This window comes from Lysobacter arenosi (assembly GCF_016613475.2).
Taxonomy (GTDB): domain Bacteria; phylum Pseudomonadota; class Gammaproteobacteria; order Xanthomonadales; family Xanthomonadaceae; genus Lysobacter_J; species Lysobacter_J arenosi.
Window position 1 is genome coordinate 1834884 of sequence record NZ_CP071517.1, and the last position, 16810, is coordinate 1851693.

Here is a 16810-nt window from a genome sequence, read left to right on the forward strand (position 1 = left end):
GCCCGGCGGACGGCGCCCTGCCGCAGCCAGCGCCATGCTTCTTCGCACGAAAGCCTGCGAGACCCGAAGCACCGGCTAAAATGCCCGCTTGCCGCAGCGCCCTGCCTCCGACGGAATCCCGCCATGACGAACTCCCCTGCCCTGACCGCCCGCTATGCGGAAGAACTCGACACCATCCGCAGCCAGGGCCTGTTCAAGGCCGAGCGCGTGATCACCTCGCCGCAGTCGGCGCAGATCAGCCTCGAAGACGGCCGCAGCGTGCTCAACTTCTGCGCCAACAACTACCTCGGCCTTGCCGACCACCCGGACGTGATCGCCGCCGCCAAGGCCGCGCTGGACACCCACGGATTCGGCATGGCCTCGGTGCGCTTCATCTGCGGCACCCAGGACCTGCACAAGCAACTGGAACAGACCATCGCCGACTTCTTCGGGACCGAGGACACGATCCTCTATGCCGCCTGCTTCGATGCCAACGGCGGCCTGTTCGAACCGCTGCTCGGCGAAGAAGACGCCATCATCTCCGACGCCCTCAACCACGCCTCGATCATCGACGGCGTGCGCCTGTGCAAGGCCAAGCGCTTCCGCTACGCCAACTGCGACATGGCCGACCTTGAGAAGCAGTTGCAGGCCGCCGATGCCGCCGGCTGCAAGACCAAGATGATCACCACCGACGGCGTGTTCTCGATGGACGGCTTCATCGCCCCGCTCGACGAGATCACCGCACTGGCCAAGAAGTACAACGCACTGGTGCACATCGACGAATGCCACGCCACCGGCTTCCTCGGCGCCAGCGGCCGCGGCTCGGCCGAAGTGAAGGGCGTGATGGACAAGATCGACATCTTCACCGGCACCCTGGGCAAGGCCATGGGCGGCGCGCTGGGCGGCTTCACCACCGCACGCCGCGAAGTGATCGAGATGCTGCGCCAGCGCTCGCGCCCGTACCTGTTCTCCAACTCGCTGCCGCCGCACGTCGTCGCCGCCGGCATCAAGGCATTCGAGATGCTGTCTTCGGCCGGCGAACTGCGCGCGCAGCTGGCCACCAACACCGCCTACTTCCGCGAGCAGATGTCTGCCGCCGGCTTCGACATCAAGCCGGGCGTGCACCCGATCTGCCCGGTGATGCTGTATGACGCACCGCTGGCGCAGAAGTTCGCGTCGCGACTGCTGGAGGAAGGCATCTATGCGATCGGCTTCTTCTTCCCGGTCGTGCCGCAGGGCCAGGCGCGCATCCGCACGCAGATCTCGGCCGCGCACACGCGCGAGCAACTCGACCAGGCGATCGCGGCGTTCGTCAAGATTGGCCGCGAGCTGGGCGTGCTGAAAGCCTGACGTCGACGGGCGAATCGATCCCGGCGTTCGCCGGGATGACGACAGAAAAACAAAAGGCCGGTCATTGACCGGCCTTCTGTTTTTTCATCCCGACGAGGATGTGGAGCGCTTACTTGCCCTTGGCCTCGTTCGCGACCTGGGCACCGCCCTGTGCAGCGGCGGGCTGGGCACCGGCAGCCGGCGCGCCCTTGGCGACGCGGATGCCGCGCGACTTCATCCAGGCATCGAACTCTTCGGCCGTCATCTTCTTGCCGTTCTGGTTCATGTTGAAACGGTACGGCGTGTTATCGAACTGGGTCTTGGGCTTGTACTCGCCCGGCGCCGTGGATTCGGCTGCGACTTCGGCCTTGGCTTCCTCGGCCTTCGGAGCGGCTTCGGCCGCCTTGGTCTTCTTGCCGGCGGCAACCATCACGCCCTGATCCATGCGAACGGCCGAACGAGCGACGTCGGACTGGGCGGCGCTGGCCGGGCCACGATCATTCATACCCGTATGTGCTGCGGCAACACCCGACACCAGCAGCAGCGAAACCACCATCGACATCTTGCGCATCTCACGCTCTCCCCACGACGAAGTTGGCGGAAGTGTAGGCGTCAAAACCGCGCAAAGGAAACGTTAAAAGGGTGATGCCGCCCACAATCCGGCACTGCAGCATTGAAGCCGGCATCTCAGCGATCAGATGAACAGGGAGCGGACGCCAGCGCGGCCACTTCGGCCTCGCCCAGTTCACGCCATTGCCCCTTGCCCAGGTCGCCCAGCGCCAGCGAGCCGATGCCGACCCGGACCAGGCGCAGCACGTCGATCCCGAACGCGGCAAGCAACCGGCGGATCTGCCGGTTGCGACCTTCCTCGAGGACGATCTCCAGCCAGGCATTGCGCTCGCCGCTGCGCAGCAGGCTCACCCGGCTCGCACGCAGCCTCTCCCCTTCCTCGTCCACCCCGGCCACGAGCGCCGCCAGCAGCGCCTCGTCGGGCAGCGTGTCGATCTGCACGTGGTAGGTCTTGTCCGGCCCGGTATCCGGGTCGGTGATGTGGGCCGCCCAGGCGGGGTCGTTGCTGAAGAGCAGCAGGCCCTCGCTGGCCTTGTCGAGCCTGCCCACCGGCGCCAGCCACGGCAGGCCGGCACCGTCGAAGCAGCGGTAGACGGTGTCGCGCCCGCGCTCGTCCTGGGTCGTGGTGACCAGGCCCCGCGGCTTGTTGAGCATCAGGTGGATGCGCCGCGCCTCGCCGAGCTCGCTGCCGTCGACGACGACACGGTGGCGCCCCTGCACGATCGGGAACTCCGGATCACGGATCACGCGACCGTCGACTTCGACGCGACCGGACTGGATCCAGCGCGCGGCTTCGCTGCGCGAACACACACCCTGTTTTGACAGCACGCGCGCAAGGCCGTGGCGAGGCGTGGACGCCATCATCGATCCGCTGGGTTCATGTCGCCCGCTTGCGAGGGCGACGTTGCGCAGGCACCCGCGCAGCGCGCGTGGTGCGATGCAGGCAACGGGGCGCGAATGCGCCCCGCGTTACTCACTTCTTCTCGTCCTTGACCGGAGCAGCCGGCGCTGTGACCGGTGCCGGAGCCGCTACCGCCGGTGCCACGGCACCGCCCTTGCCCTTGGCCACGCGCACGCCCTTGGCCTTCATCCAGGCATCGAACTCTTCGGCCGTCATCTTCTTGCCGTTCTGGTTCATGTCGAACCGCCACGGGGTGTTGTCGAACTGCGTCTTGGGCTTGTAGGCGGCCGCATCATTCGCGCTCGGCATCGCGCTCGCCGGAGCGGCGGTGGGCAGCGCCTTGGCCACCTGGCAACCTTCCAGGCGCAGGCGGAACAGCACCTGGTCCACGGCGAGTGCTTCATCGAACGCCTGCGACAGCACACCGGTCGGCGCACCGAGCTGATGGCTGGGCACGACCAGTTCCGGCGCGATCGGCGCGACCACGGTCGGACGGATCGGCAGCGCAGCCGGTGCCGCCATCGAACCGCATTGCGCGGACTGCGCTTGCGCCACTCCTGCGAGCAACAACAACGACACACCGATCATCGCGCGCATGGCACGGCTCCTTCCATTCGTCCCACGCGACCGGAACGTCGCGGGGTTGCGTCGGCAGTGTAGGCGCCGGGGCAACTGGCGACAACCGCGAAAACTGCCGGAAAAGCAGCATCACGCGCGCATCACGTCGTCGTGGTGTCGCCGATGCGCGATCGCCTCCAAAACGACGAAGCCCGGCACGAGGCCGGGCTTCGAAGATTGCTGTGCGGAAAACCCGTTGCCGAGCCTCCCGCGTCGCGTGCTTAGTTCTGCACGTTCAGCTCGGTACGACGGTTCTTCTCGTTCTTGCAGGCCGGCATGGTCTGCTCGGTCGGCTCCAGCGGACGGCTCTCGCCGTAACCGATCGGGCCCACCAGGCGAGCGGCGTCCACGCCATTGCTGGTCAGGTAGTCGTACACCGTGGTGGCGCGACGCTCCGACAGCTTCTGGTTGTACGCATCCTTGCCGCACAGGTCGGTGTGACCGGCGACTTCGACCTTCAGCTCCGGATAGCGCTTCAGGATCTCGGTGGCCTCGGACAGGATCGAGACCGCATCCGGACGCAGCGTGGCCTTGTCGAAGTCGAAGTTCACGCCCTTCAGGTCGATCGACACCGGCACCGGGCAACCGTCCGGACCGATGGTCTGGCCGGCCTGCGAACCCGGGCACTTGTCGTCGCAGTTGTTGACGCCGTCACCGTCGTCGTCCAGGTCGGCGCAGCTCGGCGCGGCCGGAGCCGGCGCGGCAGCGACCGGCAGGGCGCCCAGCGGGATCACGACGCCGACCGAAGCCAGCATGTCGCCGAACCAGTCTTCGTTCGGAGCAGCAACGCTGCCGTCGTCGAAATCGGCGCGGTAGGCCAGCTCGGTGCGCAGCGACACGCGCTCGCCCAGGGCGGTCTGCAGGCCGACGCCGACCTTGGCGGCGAGGTTGCCCTCGTCACGCTGGCTCGGCGAGTTCGGGTTCGGGAACGAGTCGAACTCTTCTTCCGACTGCTGGTAACCCAGGCCCATCAGCAGGTACGGCGCCCAGTTGCGGCCTTCCGCCAGGAAGTGGCGGCGCAGGTCGAACGAGATGCCGTACTGGCTCCAGTTGAGGTTCTGGTTGGCGTCGTTGTTCGGGTTCTGGTAGTTGAGCTCGCCATCGAGCGACCAGTTCGGGTTCAGGAACTTGCCGACGCCCAGCGCACCGAACGGCGCATTGCGGGTGCCACGGTCGTTGTCCTGGATGTTCATGCCGGCAGTGCCGGTCAGGTACCAGCGGTCATCGAATTCCTGGGCGCTGGCGACCTGGGAAAAAGCCAGGCCGGCCAGCAGGGCGGTGCTCAACAAACGGGTCTTCATGTGTCACTCCTTGATCAGTCAGAAACGGACGGGGAAATACAGGCGTACTGCAGGCATGCGCGTTGCGGTAGCTGAATCGGCCTTGGCGGGGGCCAAGGGGGTCACTGACGGCGGCGATCATACACCGTGATTGTATTTGTTAATACTGGTTAACGTTTTTTTGCGAATTTATCTGATAAGGCAATGTCCCATAACGACGAAGCCCGGCCAGAGGCCGGGCTTCGAAGATTGCTTTGCGGGGGGAAACTCGTTGCCGAGCGTCCCGCGTTGCGAGCTTTAGTTCTGCACGTTCAGCTCGGTACGACGGTTCTTCTCGCTCTTGCAGCCCGGGAAGGCCTGGCCCATGTCCTCGAGCGGACGGCTCTCGCCGTAACCGATCGGGCCCACGAGGCGAGCGGCGTCCACGCCATTGCTGGTCAGGTAGTCGTACACCGTGGTGGCGCGACGCTCCGACAGCTTCTGGTTGTACGCATCCTTGCCGCACTGGTCGGTGTGACCGGCGACTTCGACCTTCAGCTCCGGATAGCGCTTCAGGATCTCGGTGGCCTCGGACAGGATCGAAACCGCATCCGGACGCAGCGTGGCCTTGTCGAAGTCGAAGTTCACGCCCTTCAGGTCGATCGACACCGGCACCGGGCAACCGTCCGGACCGATGGTCTGGCCGGCCTGCGAACCCGGGCACTTGTCGTCGCAGTTGTTGACGCCGTCACCGTCGTCATCCAGGTCGGCGCAGCTCGGCGCGGCCGGAGCCGGCGGAGCGGCAACAACCGGCGGACCCAGCGGGATCACGACGCCGACCGAAGCCAGCAGATCGCCGTACCAGGATTCGTCGTTGAGCGGTGCACTGCTTGCATTGGTGCTGAAGTCGTTGTCGTCGAAGTCGGCACGGTAGGCCAGCTCGGTGCGGATCGCAGCGCGCTTGCCGTACAGGGCACTCTGGACGCCGACACCGACCTTGGCGGCCAGGTTACCTTCGTCACGCTGCACCGGCGAATTCGGATTGGGGAAGTTGTCGTACTCCTGCTCCGACTGCTGGTAGCCCAGGCCCATCAGGATGTAAGGAGCCCAGTTGCGGCCCTCTTCCACGAAGTGGTAACGACCGTCAAACGAAATCCCGTACTGGCTCCAGTTGAGATCCTGGTTGTCGTCCATGTTCGGGTTCTGGTAGTTCAGCTCGCCGTCGATCGACCAGTTCTGATTAAGGAACTTGCCGACGCCGAGCGCACCAAACGGCGCATTGCGCGTACCGCGATCGTTGTCCTGGATGTTCATGCCGGCCGAGCCGGTCAGATACCAGCGATCATCGAATTCCTGCGCATTGGCAGCCTGGGCCAGACTCAGACCACCCAGCAGGGCGGCGCAGAGGAGTTTCTTATTCATATATCCAGCTCCTTGATCAAAAAACGGAAACAGCGTCTGCGAGGTTCCCACTTAGGACGGCCGCCAGACGACGCCATCGGGGCGGAGGTTAAATTTGCCTATGTGAAAGCGGTGTTAACGGTGATCTAACAAACCGGGAAGTTCCCCGGCCAACGTCCGGCAATTGGTCGGGATTCAGCAACGCATGCCGTCCATCAGCCGGGTGACCGGCTGGGCCAGCAATTGCCCGGGGTCGGCTGCCAGCGCGAGCAGCGTGGCCACCTGCCTTTCCGGCAGTTTTGCCGCAACCGCCGCTTCAAACTTGGCCAGCAGCAGCGGAATACCTTCGTCGCGGCGGCGCCGGTGGCCGACCGGATAATCGACAGAAACCTTTTCGCTCTGCGTTCCGTCCTTGAAGAAAACCTGAACGGAGTTTCCGATATACCGCTTGTCGGGATCGAAATAATCACGGGTGAAACGGGGGTCTTCCTCCACCCGCATGCGCGAACGCAGAGCGTCGATGCGCGGATCGGCCGCGACCGTGTCGCCGTAGTCGTCGGCACGCAGGCGCCCGAACAGCAGCGGCACGGCGACCATGTACTGCAGGCAATGATCGCGGTCGGCGTAGTTCGCCAGCGGGCCGGTCTTGTCGATGATGCGCATCGCCGCCTGCTGGGTCTGGATGACGATCGACTCGATCGCCTCCACGCCGTCCAGTTCGATTCGCGGTGCGACCTGCGCATGCAGTTGCATCGCGCACTCCACCGCGGTCTGCGCATGGAACTCGGCCGGGTAGCTGATCTTGAACAGGATGTTCTCCATCACGTAGCTGCCGAACGGCCGCTCGAACTCGAATGGCTGGCCCTCGAAGGCGACGTCCTGGAATCCCCATGTCGTTGCGCTCAGGGCGCTGGGATATCCAACCTCGCCCTTGACCGCGTTGAGTGCATGCGTGACCGCGCGACGGCATGCATCGCCCGCGGCCCAGCTCTTGCGTGGCCCGGTGTTGGGCGCGTGCCGATAGGTGCGCAACACGCCGTTGTCGATCCAGCTGTGCGATATGGCGTTGACGATCTGCTCCTTGCCGCCGCCGAGCATCGCGGTGGCAACGGCCGTCGATGCCAGGCGCACGAGGATAACGTGGTCGAGGCCGACGCGATTGAAGGAGTTCTTCAATGCATAGCAGCCCTGGATCTCGTGCGCCTTGATGGCATGGGTGAGCACGTCGCGCACGGTCATCGCCGCGGCGCCATCCTTTCGTCCCAGGTAGTCGGCCACCGCCAGGATCGTGCCCAGGTTGTCCGACGGATGCCCCCACTCCGCCGCCAGCCAGGTGTCGTTGAAGTCGAGCCAGCGGATCTGCACGCCGATGTTGTAGGCGGCCTGCACCGGGTCGAGTTCGTAGGTGGTGAACGGAACGCGCGCGCCGCCGGGCAGCACCGCACCGGGCACCAGCGGTCCCAGGTGCCTGACGCACTCGGGGTGGTCCATTGCCAGCGCCGCACAGGCCAGCGAGTCGAGCAGCATGTAGCGGGCGGTCTCGTAGGCCTCGCTCGAATCGATCCGGTAGTCGACGACGTAGTCGGCGATGTCCGCCATTGCCGCATCGGGCGGTGGACGGACGGCGGAGCGCAGGTCGGCGTGGCTCATGAGCAATCCCGTGGACGGTGCGCGCGCATTGTCGTCGGGGCGCAGTGGCCTCGATGTGAGCACTGCACAATTGCGACATCGGGCATTGCGGTTGGCTACGGAACGCACCGGCACGCGGATGGCGCTTGGAAAAGCCGCGCCACAGGCCCACCCTTGGTGCATGGACGCCCCTACCCGCCTTCCGACCCTGTTCCTCTCTCATGGCTCGCCGATGCTGGCGGTGGAGGATTCACCTGCCGGCCGCTTCCTTGATGGCCTCGGCCGCCAGCTGCCTTGGCCACGGGCGGTCGTGGTCGTCTCGGCGCATTTCATGACCGACCGGCCGATGGTGGGCGGGCATATCCAGCCGCACACCGTGCATGACTTCGGCGGTTTCCCCGAACCGCTCTACCAGATCCGCTACCCGGCGCCTGGCGCGCCCGACCTGGCCGAACAGATCGCGCAACGCCTTGCCGATGCCGGGCTCAATCCGCGCGTGCGCGAGAACCACGGCCTCGACCATGGCGTCTGGGTGCCGATGCTGCGGATGTATCCCGATGCCGATGTGCCGGTGGTGCCGGTATCCGTGATGCCGCACGGCGACGCTGCGCAGCATTTCGCACTCGGCCAGGCGCTGGCACCGCTGCGCGATGAAGGCGTGCTGGTGATCGGATCGGGCGGCTTCGTCCACAACCTGGGCGACCTCGACTGGAAGCATCCGCAGGCGGCGCTGGCACCGTGGGCGCAGGAATTCGGCGACTGGATGCACACGATGCTTGCCGCGCACGACTGGCCGGCCCTGCTGGACTGGCAACAGCGCGCGCCGCACGCACAGCACGCGCATCCCACGGTCGAACACCTGATGCCGCTGTTCGTCGCACTGGGCGCTGCGGGCGACACGCCCAGCGTCCGCGCGATCCATCGATCGCACCAGCTGGGCTCGCTGGCGCTGGATGCATTCGCATTCGATTGAATGCGATGCATGCGGCCTGGGTTGACCGTCAGACCTGCGGCAACACCTGCGCCAACCGCTCTTCCATGAAGTCGACGAACGCGCGCACGCGCGGCGGCACCAGGCGCCGTTGCGGCATTACCGCGTAGATGCCGGTCTCGGCCAGCGGATAGTCGGCAAGCAACACCTGCAGGCGACCGCTGCGCAGGTCATCCGACGCGTGCCAGGTCGAATGCAGGGCGATGCCGAGTCCGGCGACGGCGGCATCGCGCACGACTTCGCCGTAATTGCTTTCGATGCGGCCATGCACGCGCACCGCGACTTCGCCGCCGGCACCGTCGCTCATCCGCCACACGTCCTGCCGTCCCTGGCTGCCGACCAGCATCACGCAGTCGTGCTCGACCAGGTCCTGCGGCGTGCGCGGCGTGCCGCGCCGGCGCAGGTAGTCGGGCGATGCACACAGCACCCGCCGGTTCGGCGCGAGCCTGCGCGCAACCAGGTTGGAGTCCGCCAGCTCACCGATCCGGATCGCCAGGTCGAACCCGGAGCTGACCAGGTCGACCATCTGGTCGTTCAGGTTCAGGCTCAGCCGCACGCGCGGATGGCGCTCGAGGAACTCCGGCACCAGCGGCGATACATATAAACGTCCGAACGAGGCCGAGGTCGTCACCCGCAGGGTCCCGGCGATCTCGCTGCCGCCCAGGCCCAGGCTGCTGGTCAGCGCCTCAAGGTCCTCCACCAGCGCCCGCCCCTGCTCGGCCAGCGCAGCGCCCTCAGGGGTCGCGTGCAGCCGGCGCGTGGTCCGGTGCAGCAGGCGTACCCCCAGGTCCCGCTCCAGCCGCTTGAGGCGCTGGCTGGCGACGGCGACCGACAGATCGAGGCTGCGGGCGGCGGCGCTGATCGAGCCCAGGTCGAGCACGCGCAGGAACAGGCTGATATCGCCGATGCGATCCACTGATTCTCAACGTTTGGTTGAAACTGCTTAGCCATCTTGGCGGTTTTTGCGGAATATGCAACGGCCTAGCCTGCGCACCTCCCTTCTTCCCGAGTGGACGCCGCAGCATGGCCCTCGCCACCGCCCCATCCCGCTCCAAGCCAGCCCTTTCCAAGCCAGCCCTTCCCGCCCCGGCCTCCGGCCGCATGCCGGTGGCGCTGTACGCCCTGACCGCCGGCTCGTTCGGCATCGGCTGCGCCGAGTTCGTGATCATGGGCCTGCTGCTGCAGGTCGCCGCCGACCTGCAGGTCTCCATCGCCGCCGCCGGCATGCTGGTGTCGGGCTACGCGCTGGGCGTGTTCGTCGGTGCGCCGGTGCTGACCCTGCTGACCCGGCGCATGCCGCGCAAGGCGGTGCTGCTGGCGCTGATGGCGATCTACACGATCGGCAATGCCGCCTGTGCGCTGGCGCCGGACTACACCACGCTGATGGCCGCGCGCGTGCTGACCTCGCTGACCCACGGCACGTTCTTCGGTGTCGGTGCGGTGGTCGCGACCGGCCTGGTGCCGGCCGACCGCAAGGCCTCGGCCATTTCCATCATGTTCTCGGGCCTGACCCTGGCGACGCTGCTGGGCATGCCGGCCGGTGCCTGGCTTGGGTTGCACCTGGGTTGGCGTTCGACCTTCTGGGCCATGAGCCTGGTCGGCGTGGTCTCGCTGCTGGTGATCGCACTGCTGGTGCCGCGCAGCCGCGAGGCGCAGGCGCCGGTCGCGGTGCGTGATGAACTGCGCACGATCGTGCGTCCGCAGGTCCTGCTGGGATTGCTGATGACGATGCTCGGCTTCGCCGGCGTGTTCGTGGTGATCACCTACATCCAGCCGCTGCTGACCAGCCTGGCCGGATTCTCCGAAAGCGCCGTCTCGCCGATCCTGTTGCTGTTCGGTGCCGGCATGGTGGTGGGCAACCTGCTCGGCGGCCATCTCGCCGATCGCAAGCCAACGCCGGCGTTGCTGGGCACACTCGCCGCGCTCGCCATCGTGCTGGGCCTGATGAGCTTCGCCCTGCACAACCAGTTCGCCATCGTCGCTTTCGTCACCGCACTGGGCATCGCTGCGTTCGCCACCGTCTCGCCGCTGCAACTGCGCGTGTTGCGCCATGCCTCCGGTGCCGGCGAGAACCTGGCATCGAGCTTCAACATCGCCGCCTTCAACCTTGGCAATGCCATGGGCGCGTGGCTTGGCGGCGTGGTCATCGAACGCGGCCCCGGCCTGGAGGCAGTGACGTGGGCGGCAGCGGCGGTGACTGTCGCGGGACTGGCCGTCGCACTGTGGAGCGTGCGATTGGAAAGCGCGCGTGATCGCGACGCCGCATTGCCTGCAGATTGCGTGCCCGAACGCTCCTGACTCAACCACTCGCGAAGGAATTGCGTGCCATGAACCACATCGTCTCCCCCCACCCTGCTCGCCGCGCTGCTGCTCGCAGCTACCGCCACACCGTTGCCGGCACGCGCGGGCGAAGAGGCAACGCAGTGGACCACCACCTGGACCGCGAGCCCGCAGCCGTTGTGGGCAGGCGATTTCGTGCTGCCCACCAATGTTCCGTATCACCTGTGGAACCAGACGGTGCGACAGAGCGCACGCGTGAGCATCGGCGGACCGCGCGTGCGCGTGCTGCTTTCGAATGAGTACGGCAGCAAGCCATTGCGGATTGGCGCGGCGCGCATTGCACGCAGCCAGCGCGATGATCGCATCGTCGCGGCGAGCGATCGCGCACTGACGTTCGGTGGCAAGTCGTCGGTGGTCATTCCGCCGGGCGCTCCTATGCTCAGCGACCCGGTCGAACTGGACGTGCCTGCGCTGGCTGACGTCTCGGTGAGCCTGTACCTGCCCGAGCCGACGCCACCGGCGACGTTCCACTGGGATGCGCGCCAGACCACCCACGTCGGCGCAGGCGACCAGACCGGTGCAGCCGCGTTCAAAGCCGAGAGCACGCTGAGCACGCGCGTGTTCCTGTCGGCCGTACAGGTGCAAGCCCCGGCGGCTACACGCAGCGTGGTCGCACTGGGCGATTCGATCACCGACGGCAACATGTCTACCGTGGACCAGAACCGCCGCTGGCCCGACTTCCTCGCCCGTCGCCTGGCCGGCCAGGACGTCGCCGTGCTCAATGCCGGCATCTCCGGTGCGCGCCTGCTGCAGGACAAGATGGGCAGCAACGCGCTGGCCCGTTTCGATCGCGACGTGCTGGCGCAGCCAGGCGTGGCGACAGCCGTGGTCTTCATCGGCATCAACGACATCGCCTGGAACGGCACCGCGTTCGCGCCGACCGATCCGGCCGCACGCGCCGAAGACCTGATCGCCGGCTACCGCCAGCTGATCGCCCGCGCACATACACGCGGCGTGCGCATCGTCGGTGCGACCCTGACGCCGTTTGAAGGTGCCTTGCAGGACACTCCGATGCGCGGCTACTACGGCGCCGACAAGGAACGCGTGCGCCAGGCCGTCAACACCTGGATCCGCGACAGCGGCGAGTTCGACGCGGTGCTGGACTTCGACGCGGTCACCCGCGACCCGTCGCATCCGGCACGTTTCCTGCCCGCCTATGACTCGGGCGACCATCTCCATCCCGGCGATGCCGGATACCAGGTGATGGCCGACTCGATCGACCTGCGTGCCCTGCTCGGCGACGAACCGGCAGTGGCCACTACCGCACCCGCACTTGTTTCCCACGAACACTGACTTCAGGAACCGCAACGATGGACTATCGCTTTCTCGGCAAATCCGGCTTTCGCGTGCCCGCGCTGAGCTTCGGCACCGGCACCTTCGGCGGCAAGGGTGAACTGTTTGGCTCGTGGGGCAACACCGACATCGCCGAGGCCACGCGCCTGGTCGATATCTGCCTCGACGCCGGCCTCAACATGTTCGACAGCGCCGACGTCTACTCCGGCGGCCTGGCCGAAAGCATCCTCGGCGCGGCGATCAAGAACCGCCGCGACAAGGTGCTGATCTCGACCAAGGCCACCTTCCGCTTCGACGACGGCCCCAACAACGTCGGCTCGTCGCGATTCCACCTGATCAACACCGTCGATGCCGCGCTCAAGCGGCTGGGCACCGACTACATCGACCTGTTCCAGTTGCACGGCTTCGACGCACGCACGCCGATCGAGGAAACGCTGTCGACGCTCGACGACATGGTCCGCGCCGGCAAGATCCGTTACCTGGGTGTATCGAACTTCTCCGGCTGGCACCTGATGAAATCGCTGGCGACCGCCGACCGCCATGGCTGGTCGCGCTATGTCGCCAACCAGACGTACTACTCGCTGATCGGTCGCGACTACGAATGGGAACTGATGCCGCTCGGCATCGACCAGGGCGTGGGCGCGGTGGTGTGGAGCCCGCTCGGCTGGGGCCGCCTCACCGGCAAGATCCGCCGCGGCCAGCCGCGACCGGACGTGACCCGCCTGTCGGCCACCGCCGACTACGGCCCGCCGGTCGACGAGGAGCGCCTGTACCGCGTCGTCGATGCACTCGACGCCATTGCCGCCGAGACCGGCAAGACCGTGCCGCAGATCGCGTTGAACTGGTTGCTGCAACGTCCGACGGTATCGACCGTGGTGATCGGCGCACGCACCGAGGAGCAGCTGCGGCAGAACCTCGGCGCGGTCGGCTGGAGCCTGACGCCCGAACAGGTCGCCTCGCTCGACGAAGCGAGCGCTTCGACGGCGGCGTATCCGTACTGGCACCAGGCCGGTTTCGCCGAGCGCAATCCGTCGCCGGTCTGACTCCATGAAAGCCATCGCCCTCACGCATTACCTGCCCATCGACGATCCGCAATCGCTGGTCGATGCCGACCTTCCCGATCCTGCCGCGCCGACCGGCCACGACCTGCTCGTTCGCGTCGAAGCCATCTCGGTCAACCCGGTCGACACGAAGGTGCGCTCGCCCAAGCCGCAAGTGGAAGCACAACCCAAGGTGCTCGGCTACGACGCTGCCGGCGTGGTCGAAGCCATCGGCGAGAACGTCAGCCGCTTCCGTCCCGGCGATCGCGTCTATTACGCCGGCGACATCACGCGCGCCGGCAGCAACGCGCAACTGCAACTGGTGGACGAGCGCGTGGTCGGCCACGCGCCAAAGTCGCTCGATTCCGCGCAGGCAGCGGCACTGCCGCTGACCGCGCTGACTGCATGGGAGTTGTTGTTCCAGCGCATGCCGTTCGACAGCGAAAGCGGCGGCAACCGCAAATCGCTGCTGATCATCGCCGGCGCCGGCGGCGTCGGATCGATCGCCATCCAGCTCGCCCGCCGCGCCGGCTTCACCGTGATCGCCACCGCATCGCGCAGTGAAACCATCGAATGGTGCAAGGCGATGGGCGCCCACCACGTCATCGATCACCGCCAGCCGTTGCCGCCGCAGCTGGCCGCGCTGGGCTTCCCCACGATCGACGCCGCGCTCAACCTCGCCGATACAGCCCGCTACTGGGACGTGCTGGGCGAACTGCTCGCACCTCTCGGACACGTCGGCCTGATCGTCGAGCCGTCCGAGCCGCTTCGCCTCGGCGACCCGTACAAGGCCAAGTGCATCGGCATTCACTGGGAAATGATGTTCGCCCGCACGCGCTTCCGCACCGCCGACATGGACGAACAGGGCCGCATCCTCGACCGTGTCGCGGCGCTGATCGACAGTGGCGAACTGCGCGGCACGCAGCACGACGCGCTCAGCCCGATCAACGCGGCCAATCTGCGCGAGGCGCATCGGCGCCTGGAATCGGGTGCGACGATCGGGAAGCTGGTGCTGTCGGGCTGGTGACAAGCAACGACACTGGGCCCCGCCTGCGCGGGGATGACGGCTAAAGGACGAAGACCGGGCAATGAATTGCCGAAGCGTCGTCCGCCGGGACGGGGATTGCGCAGCAGCGGGACATGGATGTCCCGCGCCCCGCATCAGACAGGATGTCTGACTAAGGGGCGGAGCAATCCCCGGCGCGGCGGACGACGCCGACCCGCAGACGAAAGCGCAAGCCCGGCGCCACCCCGCAGACGGAAGCCCGATGCACCGCTTGCCGCCAGCCCGCTTTCCCGGCATGGTGCCGCTTCCGTACGCCAGCGTATTCGCCATGACGGCCGCCAGCCCCCTGAGCTTCGAAAGCACCGCCACCCCGCACCCGCTCTACCCACGCCTGTTCGAGCCCCTCGACCTGGGCTTCTGCACCCTGCGCAACCGCGTGCTGATGGGCTCGATGCACACCGGGCTGGAGGACAAGGCCGCCGACTTCCCGAAGCTGGCAGCCTACTTTGGCGAACGCGCCGCCGGCGGCGTCGGCCTGATCGTCACCGGCGGCTTCTCGCCCAACCTGGCCGGCTGGCTCAAGCCCTTCGGCGGCACCCTGCGCTGGCCGTGGGAAGTGCGCCGCCACCGCCAGGTCACCAGCGCCGTGCACGGCCACGGCGGTCGCATCTGCCTGCAGATCCTGCACGCCGGCCGCTACGGCTACAGCCCGCTGCAAGTGGCACCGAGCAAACTGAAAGCCCCGATCAATCCGTTCACCCCGCGCGCCCTGTCGGCCGGCGGCGTCGAACGCCAGATCCGCGCCTTCGTCCGCACCGCACAGCTCGCCCGCGAAGGCGGCTACGACGGCGTGGAAGTGATGGGCTCGGAAGGCTACCTGCTCAACCAGTTCACCGCCCCGCGCACCAACAAGCGCAACGACGCCTGGGGCGGCGACGCCAACAAGCGCATGCGCTTCGCCGTCGAGATCGTGCGTCGCATCCGCGAGGCATGCGGTCCGGATTTCATCATCGTCTATCGCCTGTCGATGCTCGACCTCGTCGACGAAGGCCTGGCATGGGATGAAGTCGTGCAGCAGGCGAAGGCGATCGAGGCTGCCGGCGCAACGTTGATCAACACCGGCATCGGCTGGCACGAAGCACGCATTCCCACCATCGCCACGTCGGTGCCGCGCGCCGCGTTTACCGGCATCACCGGCCGACTGAAGCCGCACGTGACGCTGCCGCTGATCACCACCAACCGCATCAACATGCCGCACGTCGCCGAGCGCGTACTGGCCAGCGGCGACGCCGACATGGTGTCGATGGCGCGACCGCTATTGGCAGACCCGCAGTGGGTCAACAAAGCGCGCGAGCAGCGCGCCAACGACATCAACACCTGCATCGCCTGCAACCAGGCGTGCCTGGACCATGTGTTCGAGAACAAGACCGCCAGCTGCCTGGTCAATCCGCGCGCCTGCGCCGAGACCGAACTCAACTACACGCCGACCACGTCGCCGCGTCGCATCGCCGTCGTCGGCGCCGGCCCGGCCGGTCTCGCCTGCGCTACGGTCGCCGCCGAGCGCGGCCATCGCGTCACCCTGTTCGAAGCAGGCAGCGAGATCGGCGGCCAGTTCAACCTGGCCAAGCGCATCCCGGGCAAGGAAGAGTTCCACGAGACCCTGCGCTACTTCGCTCGCCGCATCGAGCAGACCGGCGTCGAGCTGCGTCTGGACACCCGCGCCGATGCGGACGCCCTCGCCGGCTTCGACGACGTCGTGCTGGCCACCGGCATCCGCCCGCGCCAGGTCGACTTTGCCGGCGCCGACCACCCCAAGGTGGTCAGCTACCTGGATGTCATCAGTGGCCGGGTCGTGCCGGGGCGCAAGGTCGCCCTGATCGGCGCCGGCGGCATCGGCTTCGACGTTGCCGAGTTCCTGGTGCACCACCCCGGCCCGGCCGACCCCGATGCCGTCGACGCGGCCCGCTGGCGCTCCGAGTGGGGCGTCAACCTGGGCTACGACGCAGCCGCCCGTGGCGGCCTGGCCCCGGCGCAACCAGAGCCGCCCGCGCGCGAGGTCTGGCTGCTGCAACGCAGCCCCGGCCGCCCGGGCGCCCGCCTAGGCAAGACCACCGGCTGGATCCACCGCGCCACGCTCAAGGCCAGGAAGGTCCGGATGCTGGGCGGGGTGGAGTACCTCGGGGTCGACGACGAGGGCCTGCACATCCGGGTCGACGGCAGCGAGCAGACCCTGCCGGTCGACCACGTGGTGATCTGCGCGGGTCAGGAGCCGTTCAAGCCGCTGGAGGGTCAATTGGGGGGCACCGGCAAGGTGACTCATGTGATCGGAGGGGCCGATGTGGCCGCCGAACTCGACGCAAAACGCGCCATCGCGCAGGCCTCGCGGCTCGCCGCGACGCTGTGACAGGCGTCGCTGCGCAAGCGCTGAGAGCCCCACGGGACGGGGCTTTCAGC

Annotated in this window: 14 protein-coding genes; 7 read left to right on the plus strand and 7 right to left on the minus strand. The window is 67.1% G+C overall.

Going from position 1 to position 16810, the window contains the following annotated elements; genetic code table 11:
* Positions 1-123: 123 nt before the first annotated feature.
* The gene (gene kbl, locus HIV01_RS08525; RefSeq protein WP_200606455.1) at positions 124-1329 is read left to right on the plus strand and encodes a glycine C-acetyltransferase; all 1206 of its coding nucleotides are present in this window, start codon (positions 124-126) and stop codon (positions 1327-1329) included.
* Positions 1330-1438: 109 nt separating this feature from the next.
* Here kbl and HIV01_RS18330 read toward each other — a convergent pair whose 3' ends face one another.
* The 6 genes from HIV01_RS18330 to HIV01_RS08555 form a co-directional block, all read right to left on the minus strand.
* A complete protein-coding gene (locus HIV01_RS18330) occupies positions 1439-1879 on the minus strand; it encodes a hypothetical protein (RefSeq protein ID WP_200606457.1) in 441 nt (146 codons plus the stop codon).
* Between the two features lie 116 nt (positions 1880-1995).
* Entirely contained in the window at positions 1996-2739 is a 744-nt protein-coding gene (locus tag HIV01_RS08535; protein ID WP_425600264.1) for a pseudouridine synthase, read from the minus strand.
* 112 nt (positions 2740-2851) lie between these two features.
* Positions 2852-3376: a hypothetical protein gene (locus tag HIV01_RS08540; protein WP_245156955.1), complete on the minus strand. Its 525-nt coding sequence runs from the start codon at positions 3374-3376 to the stop codon at positions 2852-2854.
* A 242-nt stretch (positions 3377-3618) separates the two neighbouring features.
* Positions 3619-4698 carry an OmpA family protein gene (locus HIV01_RS08545; RefSeq protein ID WP_207527146.1) on the minus strand — a complete coding sequence of 360 codons (1080 nt, stop codon included), beginning with the start codon at positions 4696-4698 and terminating at the stop codon, positions 3619-3621.
* 276 nt (positions 4699-4974) lie between these two features.
* Positions 4975-6078 (minus strand): OmpA family protein, encoded by a 1104-nt coding sequence (locus HIV01_RS08550; RefSeq protein ID WP_200606461.1) that lies wholly within the window; start codon positions 6076-6078, stop codon positions 4975-4977.
* A 174-nt stretch (positions 6079-6252) separates the two neighbouring features.
* Positions 6253-7707 (minus strand): bifunctional 2-methylcitrate dehydratase/aconitate hydratase, encoded by a 1455-nt coding sequence (locus HIV01_RS08555; RefSeq protein ID WP_200606462.1) that lies wholly within the window; start codon positions 7705-7707, stop codon positions 6253-6255.
* A gap of 160 nt (positions 7708-7867) precedes the next feature.
* Between HIV01_RS08555 and HIV01_RS08560 the strand changes: the two genes are divergently transcribed.
* Entirely contained in the window at positions 7868-8659 is a 792-nt protein-coding gene (locus HIV01_RS08560; protein WP_200606463.1) for a DODA-type extradiol aromatic ring-opening family dioxygenase, read from the plus strand.
* 28 nt (positions 8660-8687) lie between these two features.
* Here HIV01_RS08560 and HIV01_RS08565 read toward each other — a convergent pair whose 3' ends face one another.
* The gene (locus HIV01_RS08565) at positions 8688-9593 is read right to left on the minus strand and encodes a LysR family transcriptional regulator (protein ID WP_200606464.1); all 906 of its coding nucleotides are present in this window, start codon (positions 9591-9593) and stop codon (positions 8688-8690) included.
* Positions 9594-9700: 107 nt separating this feature from the next.
* Here HIV01_RS08565 and HIV01_RS08570 point away from each other — a divergent pair, with 107 nt between their 5' ends.
* From HIV01_RS08570 to HIV01_RS08590, 5 genes are all read left to right on the plus strand, one after another.
* Positions 9701-10975: an MFS transporter gene (locus tag HIV01_RS08570; protein ID WP_425600265.1), complete on the plus strand. Its 1275-nt coding sequence runs from the start codon at positions 9701-9703 to the stop codon at positions 10973-10975.
* 93 nt (positions 10976-11068) lie between these two features.
* Positions 11069-12310 (plus strand): SGNH/GDSL hydrolase family protein, encoded by a 1242-nt coding sequence (locus tag HIV01_RS08575; RefSeq protein ID WP_245156956.1) that lies wholly within the window; start codon positions 11069-11071, stop codon positions 12308-12310.
* A gap of 17 nt (positions 12311-12327) precedes the next feature.
* Complete coding sequence (locus tag HIV01_RS08580; protein WP_200606468.1) at positions 12328-13353, plus strand: aldo/keto reductase; 1026 nt, start codon at positions 12328-12330, stop codon at positions 13351-13353.
* A 4-nt stretch (positions 13354-13357) separates the two neighbouring features.
* Positions 13358-14377 (plus strand): zinc-binding alcohol dehydrogenase family protein, encoded by a 1020-nt coding sequence (locus HIV01_RS08585; protein ID WP_200606470.1) that lies wholly within the window; start codon positions 13358-13360, stop codon positions 14375-14377.
* A 307-nt stretch (positions 14378-14684) separates the two neighbouring features.
* The gene (locus tag HIV01_RS08590; RefSeq protein WP_200606473.1) at positions 14685-16760 is read left to right on the plus strand and encodes an NADPH-dependent 2,4-dienoyl-CoA reductase; all 2076 of its coding nucleotides are present in this window, start codon (positions 14685-14687) and stop codon (positions 16758-16760) included.
* Positions 16761-16810: the final 50 nt, after the last annotated feature.